The sequence below is a fragment of the Aliiruegeria haliotis genome, from assembly GCF_003003255.1.
In the GTDB taxonomy this organism is placed as follows: Bacteria; Pseudomonadota; Alphaproteobacteria; order Rhodobacterales; family Rhodobacteraceae; genus Tropicimonas; species Tropicimonas haliotis.
In genome coordinates this window covers 115,337-133,357 of sequence record NZ_PVTD01000012.1, presented here as the reverse complement: position 1 = coordinate 133,357, position 18,021 = coordinate 115,337, and the positions used below count along the sequence as shown (strand labels likewise).

Genomic DNA, 18,021 nt, shown 5'->3' with positions numbered 1-18,021 from the left:
CGTCTCCGTGCCGCCCGTCTGGCGCCCCGCCGTGCGCCTCAGCGCCGCCGGTGAAGGGGGTTCTACGGATACCAACCAATCCCCGCAAGTGGTTTCCGACATAAAACCGGGACTTTTTTCTAGTTTTCATTTTTATGGTTTTATTTCAGATATTTAGGTTAGACTTTTTTCTGCGAAAACGTTTGCTTTCCCCTGCGTCCACCCGTGAATTCCGCGTGTTTAGTCCTCGAATCAAGCGAATCCGGGTTGGAATCAGGTGCTCCGACCCGAGACTCGCGAGTCGTTTCAGGTTTGAACGGGCGGAATCGGTTCAACCGACCCTGACGTGGGCGTCCACGGTTTCGTTCCAGCATGTCAGGGCATCTCACATGCGTACGCGCGCGCGGGCGCGTGTAAAAGATGTCCAACATTTCATCCGGCGGGCATCCTGAACGCCTGCCGCGAGTCCGCCGCCACATTGTCCGACTTGGCCGCACCGCAGAAACGCCTTTCGCCTAGGGAACCCCGCTGCTAAGAGGCCCGCGCACACAATAGGAGAAGGACCGATGGGTTATCGTGTCGTTATCGCTGGTGCCACGGGGAACGTGGGCCGCGAAATGCTGAACATCCTGGCCGAGCGCCAGTTTCCGGTTGATGAGATTGCCGCCCTCGCGAGCCGAAAGTCTCTCGGCACCGAAGTCAGCTTTGGCGACAAGACTATCAAGACCCAGGACCTGGACACCTTCGACTTCGAGGGCTGGGACATCGCGCTCTTCGCCATTGGTGCCAGTGCCACGAAGGTTTACGCGCCCAAGGCTGCCGACGCCGGCTGCGTCGTGATCGACAACTCTTCGCTCTATCGCTACGAGCCGGATATTCCGCTGATCGTTCCGGAGGTGAACCCCGACGCGGTCGAGCACTACCGCAACCGGATGATCATCGCGAACCCCAACTGCTCAACCGCGCAATTGGTGGTGGCGCTGAAGCCGCTCCACGATCGTGCACGGATCAAGCGCGTCGTGGTCAGCACCTACCAATCGGTGTCCGGCGCGGGCAAGGATGGCATTGACGAACTCTGGGACCAGACCAAGGGCATGTATGTGCCGGGTCAGGAAGTCGAGCCGTCCACATTCCAGAAGCAGATTGCCTTCAACGTCATTCCCCATATCGACGTCTTCATGGAAGACGGCTCGACCAAGGAAGAATGGAAGATGGTGGCGGAGACGAAGAAGATCGTCGATCCATCGATCAAGCTGACGACGACCTGTGTAAGGGTGCCCGTTTTCGTCGGTCACTCGGAGGCCGTGAACATCGAGTTCGAGGACTTCCTCGATGAGGACGAAGCACGGGATATCCTGCGCGAAGCGCCGGGTATCATGGTCATCGACAAGCGCGAGGACGGTGGCTACGCCACACCGATCGAGTCGGTCGGTGAATACGCGACCTATATCAGCCGTATCCGCCAGGATTCGACGCTCGACAACGGCCTGAACCTCTGGTGTGTCTCCGACAATCTGCGGAAAGGCGCCGCTTTGAACGCCGTGCAGATCGCCGAATTGCTCGGAAATCGGATCCTCAAGAAGGGTTGATTCGGTCGGCGCGGCGGCCTCACCGCCGCGCCAAACCACACTGATTGGTTGCAAATCGGCCCAGGTTCCGCTGGGTCACATAGCCGATATCCTAAATTTTATTGACTCAAATGCCCTCATCCCGCAAGCCAGAGGGGTCCCGTAATCCCGGGACTTATGACGGGGGTAAGAATCTCCCACACTAGCGCGATTGATTGTGCGACTATTCCGGGGGAGGTAATATGTTGCGTCAACACAAGGCAGGGGCCGCGCCCAGAATTCGTGTGGCAGTTCCCTGGTTCGGATTTGGAGCGGGTTTGCGCTGGCGTCAACGGCGGCGCGCCAAGGCCTTGGCGGCCCGACAGGCCGCCTTGCGAGCCGCCATCTCCGAAGACATATCGCTGATTGCACCGCCACCGCTTTACCGAAAGAACATGCCCGACGCGTGATTGCGCCCAGGCACGTCGCCGTGACGGTCAAATAGGTGCGAATCCGCCGATCTCCGGCAGGTAGTGTTCCAGCGTGCCGGCTCCGATATCGACCCAAAGACCGTGCAGCGACAGCCGTTCCGCTTCGATCGCTTCTCGCACGAAGGGAAACTCCCACAGGTTTTCCAATGACACCACCACGGTCTGCTTTTCCAGTTCCTTGAGCAGTGCCTTCTCGTCCTCGATGTGGGCGACACGCTCGTGGCCCGGGCGCAGGATCTGCAACCAGCGGCCCACGAAGCTCTCCTTGGCTTCCAGCTCGGGCGCATTGCCACTGCACATTTCGTGACATCCTTTCACGCCACCACAGTCGGAGTGACCAACCACCACCACATGGGCGACCTTCAACACCCTCACCGCGTATTCCAGCGCGGCCGAGGTGCCGTGCGGGTCGCCATCCGGCAAGTAGGGCGGAACGATGTTGGCAATGTTCCGGTGGAGAAAGATATCGCCCGTTTCGGCGCTGAAGATATCGTTCACGTTCACCCGGCTATCGCAGCAGGCAATTGCCATGATGCGAGGGTGCTGCCCATCTTCCGCCAGGCGCCGGTACCAGATCTTGTTGTTCGAATAAGTGGTGGCCTTCCACCCACGATACCTCGTCACCAGGTAGGGCGGCAGCGCCCGTGCGTGAATCTCTTTTTTGCTCTCGGACATTGTCGCGCTCCCATCAGACGTCGCTGAAATCTACGGCGGCATTTAGCGAAATTCGAGGGCAAACTGACGGCCACCCATAACCCTTTGTTCAATCAGTCCCTGAATGATCCGAGCGACCGTCGGGGTGGGCGGTGAAAAGATGCGAGGTATCAGGTGGCCCATATAGCAACCCTTTGTCACGATGAGCAGGTGCGGCTCGACTCGAGCAAGCTGCAGGCGCTCTACAGCCAACTCGGCGCGGCCGGCGCGGAGAACGTGATCTGTCGCGCGATGGAGGAACTGGCGGTGCGACTGTCCGACCTTGCGCCACTGCACCGTGCGGGACGTCATGGCGAATTGGCGAAAATGTCCCACAGCCTGGTTGGTATCGCCGATCAGGTCGGCATGGCGACGCTGGCCCAGGTATCCAGCGATGTGTGCGATTGCGCGTCACAGCAGGACCCGGTCGCCATCGCCGCGACCCTGTGCCGGCTGGAACGGATCGGCGACAAGTCCCTCACCGCGATTTGGGATATGCGGGATCTCAGCATCTGACCCTCTTGCGGGCAGTTGGACAAACGCTAGGCTGCGCGGCAATCGATCCACGGAAAGAGCACTGTCATGCCCCTGCTGCCCCGAACCGACGCGTCAGATCCAATTCCCTTGCACGTCGTGGAAAGGGATCGCTTCGCTGACTGGAAGGCGGGCCAATCTCAGACGGTCCGTTCATGGCTGGATCGCATTGCATTCACCGGCGCACTTGGCGAGGCCGCGCTCGTCCCCGATGACAACGGCCCGCTTGCCGTGGCCGGGTATGGCGACAGGGACTCCCGTGCACGGGGACGATTCCATCTGGCCCTGGCCGCCAGAACACTTCCACCCGGTCACTACAGCCTCGCGACCGAGCTTCCGGCACAGGTCGCGGAGGAGGAGTGCCTTGGCTGGGCGCTGACCAACTATCGTTTCGATCGCTACAAAGAGGGCGCGCAGGCATCGTCATGGCTTCTGCCTCCAGATTTCCTTGACACAGACCGCGTGAATGCGATCGCCGAGGGCGAGGCCCTGACACGCGACTTGATCAACACACCTTCCAGCGACATGGGGCCCGAAGAACTCGAAGCCACCGTCCGCGATCTGGCCGTCGAGTTTGGCGCCACCTGCGAGGTAACGCTCGGCGACACTCTCCTGGCCGAGAATTTCCCCATGATCCACGCCGTCGGCCGCGCCTCTCCCCGCGCGCCGCGACTGATCGACATGAGATGGGGCGACACCGGCCCGACCCTTACGCTTGTTGGCAAAGGTGTCTGTTTTGACACCGGTGGCCTCAACCTGAAGCCAGGGGCATCCATGGGGCTGATGAAAAAGGACATGGGCGGCGCTGCGACGGTGCTTGGACTGGCCCGGATGATCATGTCTCTCCGGCTGGACCTGCGGCTGCGGGTCCTGATCCCTGCCGTTGAGAACAGCGTCTCCGGCAACGCGTTCCGACCGCAGGACGTTCTGACGTCGCGCAAGGGTCTGACGGTCGAAATCAACAACACCGATGCCGAAGGCCGGTTGGTCCTCGCCGATGCCTTGGCACTTGCGGTGGAAGAAGATCCAGACATGTTGATCTCCATGGCGACGCTGACCGGGGCGGCCCGGGTTGCAGTTGGGCCCGACATCGCGCCGTTTTACACCGACAATGGCGTGTTCGCATCAACGCTCGCGAACGCGGCGGAGCAGGTCGCCGACCCGGTCTGGCGCATGCCCTTCCATACCCCCTACGAGAAGATGATCGAGCCGATGATCGCCGATCTCGACAACGCGCCCAAGGGTGGGTTTGCCGGGTCCATCACGGCGGCGCTGTTCCTGCGCAGGTTTGCCGAGGGGGCTCGGTCCTACGCGCATTTCGACATCTATGGCTGGCAGCCCACGGCCGCCCCGGCACGTCCGGTGGGAGGCGTCGGACAGGGTGCCCGTGCCATCCTGCAAGCCCTGCCGGAGGTTCTGTACCTATGAGCGATCCGCGCCTGACACCCGCAAATGAACACGTCGCGGCCGAAGAACTGCGCGATGTCGTCGAGGCTCCGACCTACGTCAGAGGAATGGTCCGGCAGGTAGCCGAACCGGTCATCGACCTGTTGCGACGCCCCGAGGGGCCGCGCGACCGGCAATTGATCTACGGGGATCGTGTACGCGTGCTGGAGGAGCGGGATGGCCATGCCTTCCTGCAATCTCTAAAGGATGGCTATGTCGGCTACGCCGATGCGACCGCCCTGACTCCTCCCCGAACGCCAACGCATCGCGTGATCGCGCCTTCGACGCATCTCTACCCGAAGCCTGACCTCAAGACACATGAGGTCGGATGGCTCTCCCACGGTTCGATGCTCAAAATCACTGGCGTGACAGGCAATTATGCAGAAACCGACACCGGGTCCTTTGTTCCCGCAGGCCACATCATCCCGGTCGACCATACAGAAACCGACCCCGTAGCAATCGCCGAACGGTACCTCGGCACGCCCTATCTCTGGGGTGGGAACTCGCGAATGGGAATCGACTGCTCTGGACTTGTACAGGCGGCAATTCTCGCCTGCGGACATCCCTGTCCCGGCGACAGCGACCTTCAAGGCGCGAGCGTCGGGCAGGAAAGGGAGGTCGGTTCGGAAGTCCGTCGCGGGGATCTTTTGTTCTGGACGGGGCACGTGGCCATGGCAGTGTCCCCCGATCGGATTATCCACGCCAACGCCTACCACATGGCCGTTTCCTACGAAGGTCTCCGGGAGGCCATCGACCGGATCGCGAAGGAAACGGGCCCGGTACTAGCACACCGCCGGCCGGGGTAGGATATCAATCCACGGGCCGGATCAGCTTTCGCTCAAGCCCGCGCAGCACCGCCCTGAGGTCGTGGCCACGTTTGAGCACCTGCCCGTCCATCCCGATCATTGCGTACATTCCCTGCCGGTTTCGGAGCTTGGGGCGTTTCTCGATCCGATAAAGTGGCGTCTCGGCGGTGCGTCGGAAAACAGAGAAAACGGCCACTTCCCGCAAGCAGGAGATACCGTAATCACGCCATTCTCCGGCGGCTACCATACGTCCATAGAGCGAAAGAATGACGCTCAGCTCGCGGCGATCGAATGCCACCTGTTCCGGCACGCGGCTGACAGGAAGCGGGGTCGGAGGCTGCATGTTCATGCTCCCAACTCTGAGTCGTCCCTTCCGGCAAATCAACCCTCGCCGTAATTTTGCCGTATCTTGACCACCAAGTTTCCTCGGTTCGCCCTCAACCGCGCCACGTCCGGGGGTCATTCATCAATTGTGTGATGAGCTTAGGCTCTGTCCGGCACTGTCAATTACAGCCCCCACCCAGTAGGCAGTGCCGGACAACACATCCATCCCCCAGCTCCAGATCGATCCGCGCGCGCAGCTGAGCGTTGACGTGGCTGCCCACACGCGCTACCCCGCCGCCCTTGTCACCAGAGGGTTGAATCATGGCGCGCAGACGCAAGGGGCGGGACATTTCCGGTTGGGTCATCCTGGACAAGCCCGCGGGACTCACATCGACGGCTGTCGTCAACAAGGTTCGCTGGGCGTTCGAGGCAAAGAAAGCCGGACATTCCGGAACGCTCGATCCAGCGGCGACCGGATTGCTGGCCGTCGCACTAGGCGAGGCCACGAAGACCATTCCTTTCGTCACCGAGGCGCTCAAGGCCTACCGGTTTACCGTACGGTTCGGCCAGGCGACCAATACCGACGACGCCGAGGGCGAGGTGATCGCAACAAGCGATGCGCGGCCGTCGGATGCCGAGATCGCATCGGCTCTGCCCGCTTTTGTCGGCGACATACAGCAGGTTCCACCGAAGTACTCGGCAGTGAAGATCGACGGCGAACGCGCCTATGCTCTGGCGCGTGACGACGAGGACTTCGAGATCGCTGCGCGCCCTCTCTATGTTGACAGTCTGGATCTGGTGGAACGAGCCGACACGGACCACGCCACGCTGGAGATGATCTGCGGAAAAGGTGGCTATGTCCGCTCTATCGCACGGGACCTTGGAGACGCTCTTGGATGTCACGCCCACGTCACGGCGCTGCGCCGCGTTTGGTCCGGTCCGTTCGAGATCGGGGACGCACTTGACTACAAGACCATCGAAACTCTGGCGCGCACTCCGGACCTCGACAGCTATCTGCGCCCGCTGGAGGCATCGCTCGTGGATCTTCCCTGCCTGCCCTGCACCCCGGAAGGGGCCGCGCGGCTGAGGAACGGAAATCCCGGCATGGTCCTGTCGGCAGCCAATGTCGAATACGGGGACACCGCCTGGGCCAGCTACCAGGGCAAACCCGTCGCCATCGGGATCTACCGTGGCGGAGAGTTGCACCCCAATCGAGTTTTCAATCTCCCACAGGACGGTTGAGTTCAGCCGCCCTTCAGCGAACCGGTTGCCAATTTCCGGAGTGCGGGGCGTCCCTCCGGCCGGATTGGCCATTCGCGCCTGCACCCATGTCAAGCGGTCATGCCCGGCCGGATTTTTCTTTTTCAACGGGGATCTGGCGGTTAACGTCGTGTCACTGGCGGGAAGGGCCTGCTGCATTTACTTGATGCGTTGAAAAGGGAGAAACCATGAGCAAGCGTGACGAACTCATTGCAAAATACGCCGACGATCTGAAGACCAAGTGCGGCGTCGAACCCGACCTGGATCTTCTGACCAAGGTCACGATTGGTTGTGGTCCGTCAATCTACAACGAAGATGCATCGACCGTGGCATCCAGCCAGGATTCCGAGCTGGAGACTGTGAAGGAGAATTTCCTGATCAAGAAGCTTGGCCTCGCTGATGGCCCGGAGCTGATGGAAGGCATCCAGAAAGTCATCGAGACCTACGGCAAGTCCGAGCGCAACAAGTACCGTGCGGTTGTTTACTACCTGCTCACCAAACACTTCGGGAAGGACTCTGTCTACAGGTAGCGCCCGCAGTATCTTTTCCATTTGGATCAAATGCCTGACACTCCGGAGTTGAACGAATCCGGGGTGTCAAGTATGCCATTGGTGCGGGTCAGGACGACCCCGGATTTCTCATACACGCGTGTGGTGCAACCAAGGGCACGTGGGGTGATGGAGGGTTCCGGGGGGAACCCTCCATCTTTTCTTCAGGACTAGGTTTTTGCTGTCTCTCTCGGCAGCCAGCAACGCGTCCATGATTGAAGCAACTCGATCCGGTCGGACCCAATCACGGGGTCCCGAACTGGAGCGAGACAGCGCGATAGCCGAACAGGCATTCTCCAAAACACCAGTCGAATGGACCGCTTCACTGTCCACGGCGCTCCGGCCGTTGCAGCATATTGCACGATCGCGGCCGTCGGAGTGACTGCGCAACACGGGCAACTTGATCGCTGATCATGTTTCCGGCTTCCGCCTTGGCACGTCTTGAAAACCTATCGGGTCAAAAGAACATCAGGACCGCACCGATGATCGCACAGCCAAGCGTGGCATAGCCCCCATCGATGACAATCAGGGCGGGCTTGCGTTGGCTGTAGAGGTAGTTCGTCACGATCCACGGCGTTGCGATGAAAAGGCCAAGGCCGAGCCCGGAGACAAAGCCACCGCCCAGAGTCTCGACACCCGAGCCGACGAGGATATGCCGCGTCATCCCGGCCACCAGCACCGCGCACAGGAAACTGATGATGTAGGGGATCGGGTTGGCAGGATCGATGTCGCCTTCACCCAATTCTGCCGCTTCCAGCCAGCGTTGCGACAACACGCTGTACCAGAGTGCTCCGAAAACCCATGCGGCCGCCCCAGCGACCAAAACCGACAGAAGTCCCATGAATATCCTCCGGTAGGGTCAGGGGGCAATGCCGCCCAGTTCACAGATGATCGCCCATTCAGCCTCGGATACCGGCTGCACGGACAATCGGGTGTTCTTCACCAGCGCCATCTCTGCCAGATCAGGATGCTCCTTGATTTCGGCCAGCGTTACGGGGCGCGCAAGGGGGGCCACCGCGCGGATATCCACGCAATCCCAGCGCGCGTCTTCGGTGGTGCTGTCCTGATGCGATTCCGCGCAGACTTCGACGATGCCCACCACGGCCTTTTCCTTTTGAGAATGGTAGAAGAAGCCGCGGTCGCCAGCCCTCATCAACCGCATGTTGTTGCGCGCCTGGTAGTTCCGCACGCCATCCCACTCCTCGCCTTCCTCTCCCTTTGCAACCTGGTCATCCCAGGACCAGGTCGACGGTTCGGATTTGAACAGCCAGAACGCCATCAGCCGATCACCCGGTTCCATGGAACAAGTTCCACGCTTTCGAACAGGCCCGCCTTTCCGTAGGGGTCCGCATCCACCCACTCCTGCGCCTCCGCCATGTCCTCGACATCAAGGATCACGAGCGAGCCGCACATCTCTCCATTCGCATCAAGAAGCGGTCCGGCCTGCGAGACCATGGTGCTGGATTTCAGGTACTCCACATGGGCGGGGCGATTGTCCAGGCGGGTCTGCAACGCGCCCTGTTTGTCCTTGGCGATGAGTGCGACGAGCATATTGGTCTCCTTGGTCTCGGGTTGCTGCACAATCCCGCGGCAGGGCGCACATGGCAAGCAAGGATGGGGCTTTTTCCGGACAACAGCGCGAACGGTCGTTTCAGGCCTTTGCGCCTTTCTTGCCCGACCCCAGTATCCCGGTCTGCCGGGTATCGAGTGGCCAACGCGGTCGCGCGGCAAGGTCCATGCCATCGACATGCCCCAACCGTGCGATCTCGATCCCTGCCCATGCAATCATCGCGGCGTTGTCAGTGCAAAGCGCCAGCGGCGGGGCGGTGAACCGCAGGCCGGTCTCTGCGCAGAGTGTCTGGAGTTGATGGCGAATCGTGGCATTGGCCGCGACACCGCCGGCAACGGCAAGCACCGGCTCTGCCGGTTCCCGTTCGAGATACGCCGCGATGGCCCGCCGGCCTTTGGCGGTCAATACATCTGCGACCGCAGCCTGGAAGGAAGCGCAGAGGTCGGCCCGGTCGCCACGGCGCAAGCCGCCGTCACGCTCTATCAATCCGTCGCGGGCGCGCAGCAACGCGGTCTTCAGGCCGGAAAACGACATGTCACATCCCGGACGGTCAAGCAGCGGGCGTGGGAGGGCAAAGGCCTTCGGATTGCCGGATTCGGCCTCGCGTTCGACGTTCGGACCTCCGGGTTGCGGAAGTGCCAGCAATTTGGCCGTCTTGTCGAACGCCTCTCCGGGCGCGTCGTCGATCGTGGAGCCAAGGCGATGAAACCGGTCCGCGCTCTCGACGACAAGAAACTGGCAATGCCCGCCAGAGACCAGCAGCATCAGGTAGGGAAACGCCAGCCCGTCGGTCAGGCGCGGTGTCAGCGCATGCCCTGCAAGGTGGTTCACGCCGATCAACGGCAGGCCGGACCCCATGGCCAAGCCCTTGGCGCACATGACACCGGACAGGACACCTCCAATGAGCCCCGGCCCGGCCGTCACCGCAATCCCGTCCAGATCACCAAGAGAGACGCCTGCCTCCGCCAACGCCGCCTCCACCATCAGGTCGATCTTCTCTGCATGTGCCCGTGCGGCGATCTCTGGGACAACGCCACCGAAAGCTGCGTGCAGATCGGTTTGACCGGAGACAACATTCGACAGGATCTCGCCGCGTGAACCATTGGCGCGAACAATTGCGGCGGCGGTGTCGTCACAACTGCTCTCGATCCCCAACAGGGTGATCGGTCTTGTCTGTTCGGCGGGCTGTTGCACGGAGTGGGCTCGTGGGGCTAGGAATACCTCGCCCAAATAACTGCGCAGGCACCGAATGTGAACCGCTCCGAGACCACCCTCCTGCTGACCCGCCCTCGCGCGGCATCCGAACGGTTTCTTGGCGAACTGAAGGCGAAGGGTGATTTCGGACAGGTGATTGTCTCCCCGGTCATGCGCATTGCCCTGCTTCCAGCGCCCGAACTGCCGGAGCCCGGTGTCGAGTTGATCCTGACCTCGCAAAATGCGATCGCCGCCATCGAAGGGCACAATGGCCTTGTCGGGCGCAAGGCATGGTGTGTCGGACCGGCCACGGCAAGCGCGGCGAAGGCGGCCGGGCTCGATGTGCGGGCGCAGGCGCAGGACGCAACGACACTGGGAAACCTGATCGAAGGCGCTGCTCCGGACGGCAAGTTGGTCCACCTTTGCGGTCGTCACCGGCGCGGGGACCTCGTCGACCGCCTTCGGAAGTCGGGCCTTCGGGCGGTCGCTCAAGAGGTCTACGACCAACAGGAGCAACCCCTCACCGACGAGGCGGAGAGCGCCATTGCCGCGCCCATCAACATCGTCGCACCGGTGTTTTCACCACGGAGCCTCAGGCTGCTCGCCACGCAGGTCGGACAACGGATTGCCAGGATCCACATCGCAGCAATCAGCCCCGCCGCCGCGGAGCACTGGAGCCAGCGGCCCGGCGAGTCGCTGGAAATCGCACCCACTCCGGATTCTTCTGGTATCATTGTCGCGGTGGGCAGGCTGTTTGACGCAGTTCCGTCCGCTTGAGGCATGACACCACCCAAGTTAAGTTCCACTCCGGTAGCTGCCATTCAGCACGTGCCGAGATTCGGGGGTAATTTCCAGTGGCCGAAACGAAAAAGTCCGACACGGCATCCGACGACACAAAACGTTCCGAGGAGGATGTGGTCGCCGAACCGCAAACTTCCGAAGACGAAACTGTCTCCCACGGCGCGACGGACGCGCAGATTGAGGAGGCTGATGGGGTCGAGGATGCCGAAATCCTGGACGACGTCCCTTCGGAGGATGAGACAGGCGAACGTGTCGACGGGGACGAGGACAGCACCGTAGCGCCGGATCTGGGTACTACGGAGCCTGACACGCCACCGACGGCACCGGACGAGGTCATTGCCGGCGCCGAGGATCTGTCCGCGCTTGATGACAGCTCTGTCTACGAGGAGGACGTGGCCGACCTGGAGACGCTCGATGGCGTGCCCGGAAATGCCGACGACACCCCGGAGACGGTTTCTGAACCCGCAGCAGAAGAGACTTCACCGGAGCCACAACCGGTTCCAGCCCCCGTTGCTCCGCCGAAGGAAACGGTCGTGGTTGAGAAGCGTAGCGGGTTTGGATCCGGGTTCCTCGGCGGCCTTGTCGCCGCCCTCGGAGTGGCCTTCGCGGTGCCCTATATCATCCCGGAGAACATGCTTCCCTGGGGCCAGGACGGCGAGCTGTCAGAACAGGTCGCCAGCCAGACCGAGACAATCGCAACGCTTCAGACCGACCTTCAGGCACTTCGGGGCCAGTTGGCGGAAGCTGCCAGCAGCAGCAATCTTGCGGCATTGCAATCCGAGACTGGCGCGGCACTGGATGAGTTGCGCGCTAGCCTGGAAGCGACTGCCTCCCTCGACTCCCGGCTCACTGCCGTGGAGGGATTTGCCGGTCGATTGGACGCGCTGGAGAAACGTCCCATCGCGGACGCGCCAGACCCGGCCTCTGTTGCAGCCGTGGAGGCGTATGGCCGCGAGTTTGCCGCCCTGAAAGCGGCGGTCGAAGCCCAGATGTCCGATGTGGAGGCCCTTGTGGCCGAGACAAAGGCCGCAGCGGAAGCCGCTGTCACGAAGGCTGCCGAGGATTCAACCGCCGCGCAGGAAAAGGCCGAGGCCGAAGCCGCCGCAGCGGCGGAGAAGGCAGAACGCGCGGCGCGTGCCCAGGCGCTTGTCGATATTCAGGCGGCGCTTGAATCCGGCGCCGGCTTTACGGACAGCTTGCCACGGCTTGATGGCATCGATGTCCCGGCAGCACTTACCGCGAATGCCGCCGATGGCGTGCCGACGCTTCCTGAACTCCTCGCAGCCTTCCCGCCGGCCGCACGCGATGCCCTCGATGCGTCGCTGCGTGCAAATTCCGGCTCGGGTGTGGAGGATCGCACGAAGACGTTCCTCCGGACCCAGCTCGGCATCCGCTCCCTTGCTCCCAAGGAAGGCGACGACCCGGACGCGATTCTCAGCCGCGCGGAAGCCGCCGTAGCCGAGGGGCGCCTGAGGGATGCCGTTGCGGAGCTGTCCGCGCTTCCCGAGGACGGCCAGACCCATATGGCCGACTGGATCGCGCTTGCCACCACGCGCGCCGACGCCGTCGCCGCTGCAGATGAACTCGCCGCCAGCCTGGCAGCCAACTGAGGACACCACCGATGCTTTGGTCTCTTGTAAAGATCCTGTTGTTTGTCGCGGTGGTCGTCGGTCTGACCGTCGGCGCCGGATATGTCATGGAAACCGGACCCTCCGTGGTCGTCTCCGTCGGTTCGGTGGAGCTGAACCTCGGTCCACTCCAGGCGGTCCTGCTGGCGCTCGCCGCTCTTGTCGCCATTTGGCTGGTGTTCAAGATCGTCAGTCTGCTTGTCGCGTTCCTGCGCTTCCTGCTCGGGGATGAAACCGCCCTGTCACGATACTTCGACCGAAATCGGGAGCGTCGGGGATACAAGGCGCTGACCGAATCTCTCATGGCTCTGGCAGCCGGCGAAGGACGTCAGGCCATGAACCAAGCCGCCAAGGCGGAGAAATACCTTGGGAACCCAACCATCACCAACGTGATCACCGCGCAGGCTGCGGAATCCATGGGGGATCGGAAGAAAGCGGAAGAAAGCTACAAGAAACTGCTGAAGGACGACAGGGCACGCTTTGTCGGCATCCGCGGGATCATGAAGCAGAAGCTCTCCGAAGGGGATACCGACACTGCGCTCCTGCTGGCGGAGAAGGCCTTCGCTCTCAAGCCGAAGCACGAAGAGGTGCAAGACACGCTGCTCAAGCTACAGGCGGAGCACCACGACTGGACTGGGGCTCGCAAGACACTCGGCACCAAGCTGCGCACGGGCACCCTGCCCCGCGACGTCCATCGCCGGCGCGACGCGGTTCTGGCGTTGTCCGAGGCCAAGGATGTGCTCGACGCTGGCAAGTCCATCGACGCACGCGAAGCCGCGATCGAAGCCAACAAGCTGTCGCCGGATCTCGTTCCCGCCTCCATCATGGCGGCCCGCGGATACATCGAGAAAGGCAAGCCGCGCTATGCTGCCCGGGTATTGAAGAAAACCTGGGATGTCACACCACATCCGGAACTGGCGATGGCCTTCGCAGAGATTGAGCCCAACGAAGACCCGAAAGCGCGTCTGAAACGCTTTGGCGATCTCACGAAGATCAACCCGGATCACCCGGAAACCAGGATGCTGCTGGCGGAACTCAATATCGCGGCCGAAGATTTCCCGGAAGCGCGCCGCGCGCTTGGCGATCTGCCGAACAGCGACCCGACAGCGCGTTCGCTGTCGATCATGGCCGCAATCGAACGCGGCGAAGGTGCGGACGACGCAGTCGTGCGGGGTTGGCTGACGCGCGCCGTCACCGCCCCTCGCGGACCGCAGTGGGTCTGCGACAATTGCCAGAAGACGGAACCCACATGGCAGCCGGTCTGCTCCCATTGCGGCGGATTCGACACGCTTGCCTGGAAGGAGTTGCCCAAGTCTGAACTGAGCCTTCCGACGGGCAGCGAAATGCTCCCGCTCATCGTTGGCGAGAAGGCCAAGGCACCTGAACCCGAAATGGAACCGGAAGCCGAAACCAAGACCGAGGCCGAAACCGATGTGCCGGAGCCCCATGAGCCCGCGCCAGTCGATGCGGTTCAACCCCAGGCCACCGCCGAAGCCGCGGAAGTCGTGGAGGCGCAAGCCGAAGAAATTCGGAAGTAGAGGTCCGGTTTCAGCACGAAGCCCCACACGAACGGCGCCGGTCGCACCCGGCGCCGTTTTCGTCTCGCGATACGGCTAGGGACAACGGAGACGTCCGATCCAGCAGGGTCGCGGAAAAGAGGGAAGTGGTGCCTCAAGAGGGACTCGAACCCCCGACCTTGTCCTTACGAAGGACCTGCTCTACCAGCTGAGCTATTGAGGCGGACCGCCGCTCGTTTAAACGCTACCGGCGCCCGCATCAAGTCAGAATCAGAACGGAATGTACCTGTTTGCCAGTTCCAAATCGAAGCTGACGAGGTATACGCCCGTCTGACGTTTTTGAAAGAGCCGGACCGCCTGCGATTGCTGACCACTCAGTCGCGTGCACTGTCCGCACACACCACATGCCTCCGGCAGCACGACACGCGAAATCCTGTTTGGCACATCGGGTCGAGCGACCTTGGCCAGATTTCCAAACGTCGCATCTTTCGGCGGCAAGGCCCACGGCGCAAACGCGGTCCGGAACGCGTCGATCAGCAGAGCAATTTCCTGCGTTCCAGATGACTCGAGAGACCTGGTTTAGCCACTGGTCGTCCTGCACCGCCGGAGTACGCCAACACGTCTGTTGTCGGGGGCGAAGGACGAGTGTGTCCACGCCATCCATCGCCTTTCCACAGCAGAATCGTCCATATCTTCGGGTGAATGACATATTCCAAGTCACCCGGATTGAACGCAAGGTTTTCGAAGGAGGACAAAGCTCGAAGAGTTTTGGATCCCAAGTTCGGTGGAGCCGTTTCGAGGGAGTTTACAGCAGCCAGTTCATCTTGGGAGCGCACTGTGCCGAATGTCGGTCGCAGGACGGGTGAAGAATACCGGAATTCGGACGTTTATCATCCATATCGCTGAATTGCCTCATGAACTCGCGACGGCCCGCAGGTTCGTCAACTTCAAGGCGCATCGGGTGTGCGCGAAAATGGGAGGATCACATGCGTGGAATCAAGAACTGGACAACGGCACTGGCGATCAGTGCGTTGACCGCGGTGGCCGGCGCGTCGGGCAGCCTTGCTGCAGACGGTAACTATGTCGGTATCTCCATGCCGACGAAGTCGTCCGAGCGCTGGATTACGGACGGCAACAGCATGGTCGCGCAGTTCGAGGAAGCCGGCTACAAGACCGACCTGCAATACGCCGAAGACGATATTGCGAACCAGCTTCGCCAGATCGAGACCATGATGCTCAAGGGCGTCAATGTCCTCGTCATCGGCGCCATCGATGGCACGACCCTGTCGGCCGCCCTCGAAAACGCCGCCGCATCCGGCATCAAGATCGTTGCCTATGACCGCCTGATCCGCGACTCGGGCGACGTCGATTACTACGCCACATTCGACAACTTCCAGGTTGGCGTCATTCAGGGCACATCGCTTGTCGATGGCCTGAAAGAGCGGTTCCCGGATGAAGATGTTTGGAACGTGGAAGTCTTCGGCGGCTCGCCGGACGACAACAACGCCTACTTCTTCTATGACGGCGCGATGTCGGTCCTCCAGCCGCTGATCGACGAGGGCAAGATCAACATCGTGTCCGGTCAGATGGGCATGGACAAGGTCGGCACTCTGCGTTGGGACGGCGCCGTGGCGCAGGCCCGCATGGATAACCTGCTGTCCGCTTTCTACACCGACGCAACCCTGCACGGCGTCCTGTCGCCCTATGATGGCCTGTCCATCGGGATCCTTTCCTCCGTGAAGGGTGTTGGCTACGGCTCCGGCGACCTGGCGATGCCGATCGTGACCGGGCAGGACGCCGAGGTTCAGTCCGTCAAGGCGATCCTTTCCGGCGAGCAATACTCGACCGTGTTCAAGGACACCCGAGAACTGGCCCGCGTCACCGTCGGCATGGTCGATGCGCTTCTCAAGGGTGGCGAGCCCGAGATCAACGACACCGAAACCTACGATAACGGCGTCAAGGTCGTGCCGTCCTTCCTGCTGAAGCCGGTTCCGGTCGATGCGAGCAACTGGGAAGACGTGCTTCTGGGTAGTGGCTACTACACCGAAGACCAGATCAAGTAAGGGTCCCTCCCGTCGGGGTGGCGAAACTCTCGCCGCCCCGGTTTTCCCGAAAACAACACCAATAAGATCTCCGGTTCACGGAGGAGCCCCATGACCGCCATTCTGGAAATGCGCAACATCACCAAGACGTTCCCGGGGGTCAAAGCCCTGAGTGACGTCAACCTCACTGTGGAGGAAGGTGAAATCCACGCGCTCGTCGGCGAAAACGGCGCCGGCAAATCCACCCTGATGAAAGTGTTGAGCGGGGTCTATCCGCACAACCAGTTCGAGGGGGATATTCTGTACCGGGGTGCGCCCCAGAAATTTGCCCGGATCGCAGACAGCGAAGAAAAGGGCATCATCATCATCCACCAGGAGCTGGCTCTGGTGCCGCTGCTCTCCATCGCCGAGAACATCTTTCTCGGCAATGAGACGGCCACAAAGGGCATCATCGACTGGAACGAGGCGCACCGCCGCGCCGCGGAACTCCTGGCGAAGGTTGGCCTGAGCGAGGCCACGACCACGAAAATCACCAATCTCGGCACCGGAAAACAGCAATTGGTGGAGATCGCCAAGGCGCTGTCGAAAGAGGTCGAACTTCTGATCCTCGACGAGCCCACCTCGTCGCTGAACGAGACCGACAGCCAGGCGCTGCTCGAGTTGATGCTGGAGTTCAAGCGGCAGGGGATCACGTCTATCCTGATCTCGCACAAACTGAACGAGGTTGCGCAGGTCGCCGACACGATCACCGTGCTGCGCGACGGCAAGACGGTGCGGAGCTTCCCCTGCGACAAGTCGCCGGAAGTGGAAAACCTGATCATCAAGGACATGGTCGGGCGAGAGCTGACAAACCGCTTCCCCCCACGCGACGCCGAGATCGGCGGGATGATGATGGAGGTGTCCGACTGGAACGTCTATCACCACCTGCACAGCGACCGGCACCTGATCCGTGACGTGAATCTCAACGTCCGCGCCGGTGAGATCGTCGGCATCGCCGGATTGATGGGAGCCGGACGGACCGAGTTGGCGATGAGCGTTTTCGGCCGCTCCTACGGCCAGAAGATCTCCGGCGAAGTGCGCCTGAAGGGGCAGGCCGTCGATGTCTCCGACATCAACAAGGCGGTCGAACTCGGCATTGCCTACGTGACCGAAGACCGGAAGGAATACGGTCTGGTTCTCGAGAATTCCATCAAGCACAACCTGACCCTGGCCAATCTCGACGATGTGTCGAACGGGGTCGTGCTTGATGAACATGCCGAGCGGCAGGTAAGCCGCGAGTACATCGGCAAGCTCAACATCCGTTGCTCGTCGATGCTGCAGGACGTCGTGAACCTTTCAGGCGGCAACCAGCAGAAAGTCGTGCTCGGCAAGTGGCTGAACGCCCATCCCGAAGTGCTGATCCTCGACGAACCGACCCGCGGCATCGATGTGAATGCCAAGTTCGAGATCTACACGATCATCAACGAGCTGGCGGCCGAGGGCAAAGGCATTGTCTTCATCTCCTCGGAGATGCCGGAACTGCTGGGAATGTGCGACCGGATTTACGTGATGAACGAAGGTCGGATCGTGGGCGAACTGCCCGCCTCCGAGGCTTCCCAGGAAAAGATCATGACCATGATCGTCAAGAGCGATGGGTGAAAA

17 protein-coding genes and 1 tRNA gene are annotated in these 18,021 nt (G+C 61.5%); 11 read left to right on the top strand and 7 right to left on the bottom strand.

Features of this window, described 5'->3' with window-relative positions:
• Positions 1–545 precede the first annotated feature (545 nt).
• Positions 546–1,568, top strand: a complete 1,023-nt coding sequence (locus tag CLV78_RS20750; RefSeq protein WP_106207625.1) for an aspartate-semialdehyde dehydrogenase — start codon at positions 546–548, stop codon at positions 1,566–1,568.
• A 455-nt stretch (positions 1,569–2,023) separates the two neighbouring features.
• Here CLV78_RS20750 and CLV78_RS20740 read toward each other — a convergent pair whose 3' ends face one another.
• On the bottom strand, positions 2,024–2,692 hold the full coding sequence (locus tag CLV78_RS20740) for a carbonic anhydrase (protein ID WP_106207621.1): 669 nt from the start codon (positions 2,690–2,692) through the stop codon (positions 2,024–2,026).
• Between the two features lie 153 nt (positions 2,693–2,845).
• Here CLV78_RS20740 and CLV78_RS20735 point away from each other — a divergent pair, with 153 nt between their 5' ends.
• From CLV78_RS20735 to CLV78_RS20725, 3 genes are all read left to right on the top strand, one after another.
• Positions 2,846–3,226, top strand: coding sequence for a hypothetical protein (locus CLV78_RS20735; protein WP_106207619.1), 381 nt, complete (start codon positions 2,846–2,848; stop codon positions 3,224–3,226).
• A gap of 66 nt (positions 3,227–3,292) precedes the next feature.
• Positions 3,293–4,672, top strand: a complete 1,380-nt coding sequence (locus tag CLV78_RS20730) for a leucyl aminopeptidase family protein (RefSeq protein WP_106207617.1) — start codon at positions 3,293–3,295, stop codon at positions 4,670–4,672.
• Positions 4,669–5,496: a C40 family peptidase gene (locus tag CLV78_RS20725; protein ID WP_106207615.1), complete on the top strand. Its 828-nt coding sequence runs from the start codon at positions 4,669–4,671 to the stop codon at positions 5,494–5,496. The genes CLV78_RS20730 and CLV78_RS20725 overlap by 4 nt, the downstream gene beginning before the upstream one ends.
• Positions 5,497–5,500: 4 nt before the next feature.
• Here CLV78_RS20725 and CLV78_RS20720 read toward each other — a convergent pair whose 3' ends face one another.
• Positions 5,501–5,845 (bottom strand): DUF2794 domain-containing protein, encoded by a 345-nt coding sequence (locus CLV78_RS20720; protein WP_106207613.1) that lies wholly within the window; start codon positions 5,843–5,845, stop codon positions 5,501–5,503.
• Between the two features lie 296 nt (positions 5,846–6,141).
• On the opposite strand from CLV78_RS20720, the gene truB reads away from it, so the two are divergent.
• Together truB and CLV78_RS20710 are read left to right on the top strand one after the other, a co-directional pair.
• A complete protein-coding gene (truB, locus tag CLV78_RS20715) occupies positions 6,142–7,062 on the top strand; it encodes a tRNA pseudouridine(55) synthase TruB (protein WP_106207611.1) in 921 nt (306 codons plus the stop codon).
• A gap of 206 nt (positions 7,063–7,268) precedes the next feature.
• Positions 7,269–7,610, top strand: coding sequence for a DUF2853 family protein (locus CLV78_RS20710; RefSeq protein ID WP_106207609.1), 342 nt, complete (start codon positions 7,269–7,271; stop codon positions 7,608–7,610).
• Between the two features lie 475 nt (positions 7,611–8,085).
• Here the strand turns inward: CLV78_RS20710 and CLV78_RS20705 are convergent, their stop codons facing one another.
• The 4 genes from CLV78_RS20705 to tsaD all read right to left on the bottom strand — a co-directional run bounded on the left by CLV78_RS20705 (position 8,086) and on the right by tsaD (position 10,392).
• Complete coding sequence (locus CLV78_RS20705) at positions 8,086–8,469, bottom strand: DUF1761 domain-containing protein (RefSeq protein WP_106207607.1); 384 nt, start codon at positions 8,467–8,469, stop codon at positions 8,086–8,088.
• Between the two features lie 18 nt (positions 8,470–8,487).
• A complete protein-coding gene (locus CLV78_RS20700; protein WP_106207605.1) occupies positions 8,488–8,907 on the bottom strand; it encodes an EVE domain-containing protein in 420 nt (139 codons plus the stop codon).
• Positions 8,907–9,179 (bottom strand): YciI family protein, encoded by a 273-nt coding sequence (locus CLV78_RS20695; RefSeq protein WP_106207603.1) that lies wholly within the window; start codon positions 9,177–9,179, stop codon positions 8,907–8,909. The genes CLV78_RS20700 and CLV78_RS20695 overlap by 1 nt, the downstream gene beginning before the upstream one ends.
• 100 nt (positions 9,180–9,279) lie before the next feature.
• A complete protein-coding gene (tsaD, locus tag CLV78_RS20690) occupies positions 9,280–10,392 on the bottom strand; it encodes a tRNA (adenosine(37)-N6)-threonylcarbamoyltransferase complex transferase subunit TsaD (protein WP_106207601.1) in 1,113 nt (370 codons plus the stop codon).
• A 57-nt stretch (positions 10,393–10,449) separates the two neighbouring features.
• Between tsaD and CLV78_RS20685 the strand changes: the two genes are divergently transcribed.
• The 3 genes from CLV78_RS20685 to CLV78_RS20675 all read left to right on the top strand — a co-directional run bounded on the left by CLV78_RS20685 (position 10,450) and on the right by CLV78_RS20675 (position 14,359).
• Positions 10,450–11,169: a uroporphyrinogen-III synthase gene (locus CLV78_RS20685; protein WP_106207599.1), complete on the top strand. Its 720-nt coding sequence runs from the start codon at positions 10,450–10,452 to the stop codon at positions 11,167–11,169.
• Positions 11,170–11,246: 77 nt separating this feature from the next.
• Positions 11,247–12,803 carry a COG4223 family protein gene (locus CLV78_RS20680; RefSeq protein ID WP_106207597.1) on the top strand — a complete coding sequence of 519 codons (1,557 nt, stop codon included), beginning with the start codon at positions 11,247–11,249 and terminating at the stop codon, positions 12,801–12,803.
• 11 nt (positions 12,804–12,814) lie between these two features.
• On the top strand, positions 12,815–14,359 hold the full coding sequence (locus CLV78_RS20675; protein WP_106207595.1) for a heme biosynthesis protein HemY: 1,545 nt from the start codon (positions 12,815–12,817) through the stop codon (positions 14,357–14,359).
• Between the two features lie 126 nt (positions 14,360–14,485).
• On the opposite strand, the gene CLV78_RS20670 is transcribed toward CLV78_RS20675, so the two are convergent.
• Positions 14,486–14,561 (bottom strand) — tRNA-Thr (locus CLV78_RS20670).
• A 763-nt stretch (positions 14,562–15,324) separates the two neighbouring features.
• Here CLV78_RS20670 and chvE point away from each other — a divergent pair.
• Together chvE and mmsA are read left to right on the top strand one after the other, a co-directional pair.
• A complete protein-coding gene (gene chvE, locus CLV78_RS20665; RefSeq protein ID WP_106207593.1) occupies positions 15,325–16,401 on the top strand; it encodes a multiple monosaccharide ABC transporter substrate-binding protein in 1,077 nt (358 codons plus the stop codon).
• A gap of 90 nt (positions 16,402–16,491) precedes the next feature.
• Positions 16,492–18,018, top strand: coding sequence for a multiple monosaccharide ABC transporter ATP-binding protein (mmsA, locus tag CLV78_RS20660; RefSeq protein ID WP_106207591.1), 1,527 nt, complete (start codon positions 16,492–16,494; stop codon positions 18,016–18,018).
• The last annotated feature ends 3 nt before the right edge of the window (positions 18,019–18,021 follow it).

Coding starts and splice junctions, on each gene's coding strand:
- CLV78_RS20700 (WP_106207605.1), bottom strand. CDS start 8,907: ATGGCGTTCTGGCTGTTCAAATCCGAACCGTCGACCTGGTCCTGGGAT.
- CLV78_RS20675 (WP_106207595.1), top strand. CDS start 12,815: ATGCTTTGGTCTCTTGTAAAGATCCTGTTGTTTGTCGCGGTGGTCGTC.
- mmsA (WP_106207591.1), top strand. CDS start 16,492: ATGACCGCCATTCTGGAAATGCGCAACATCACCAAGACGTTCCCGGGG.
- CLV78_RS20710 (WP_106207609.1), top strand. CDS start 7,269: ATGAGCAAGCGTGACGAACTCATTGCAAAATACGCCGACGATCTGAAG.
- CLV78_RS20705 (WP_106207607.1), bottom strand. CDS start 8,469: ATGGGACTTCTGTCGGTTTTGGTCGCTGGGGCGGCCGCATGGGTTTTC.
- CLV78_RS20725 (WP_106207615.1), top strand. CDS start 4,669: ATGAGCGATCCGCGCCTGACACCCGCAAATGAACACGTCGCGGCCGAA.
- truB (WP_106207611.1), top strand. CDS start 6,142: ATGGCGCGCAGACGCAAGGGGCGGGACATTTCCGGTTGGGTCATCCTG.
- CLV78_RS20695 (WP_106207603.1), bottom strand. CDS start 9,179: ATGCTCGTCGCACTCATCGCCAAGGACAAACAGGGCGCGTTGCAGACC.
- CLV78_RS20720 (WP_106207613.1), bottom strand. CDS start 5,845: ATGAACATGCAGCCTCCGACCCCGCTTCCTGTCAGCCGCGTGCCGGAA.
- CLV78_RS20740 (WP_106207621.1), bottom strand. CDS start 2,692: ATGTCCGAGAGCAAAAAAGAGATTCACGCACGGGCGCTGCCGCCCTAC.
- chvE (WP_106207593.1), top strand. CDS start 15,325: ATGCGTGGAATCAAGAACTGGACAACGGCACTGGCGATCAGTGCGTTG.
- CLV78_RS20730 (WP_106207617.1), top strand. CDS start 3,293: ATGCCCCTGCTGCCCCGAACCGACGCGTCAGATCCAATTCCCTTGCAC.
- CLV78_RS20750 (WP_106207625.1), top strand. CDS start 546: ATGGGTTATCGTGTCGTTATCGCTGGTGCCACGGGGAACGTGGGCCGC.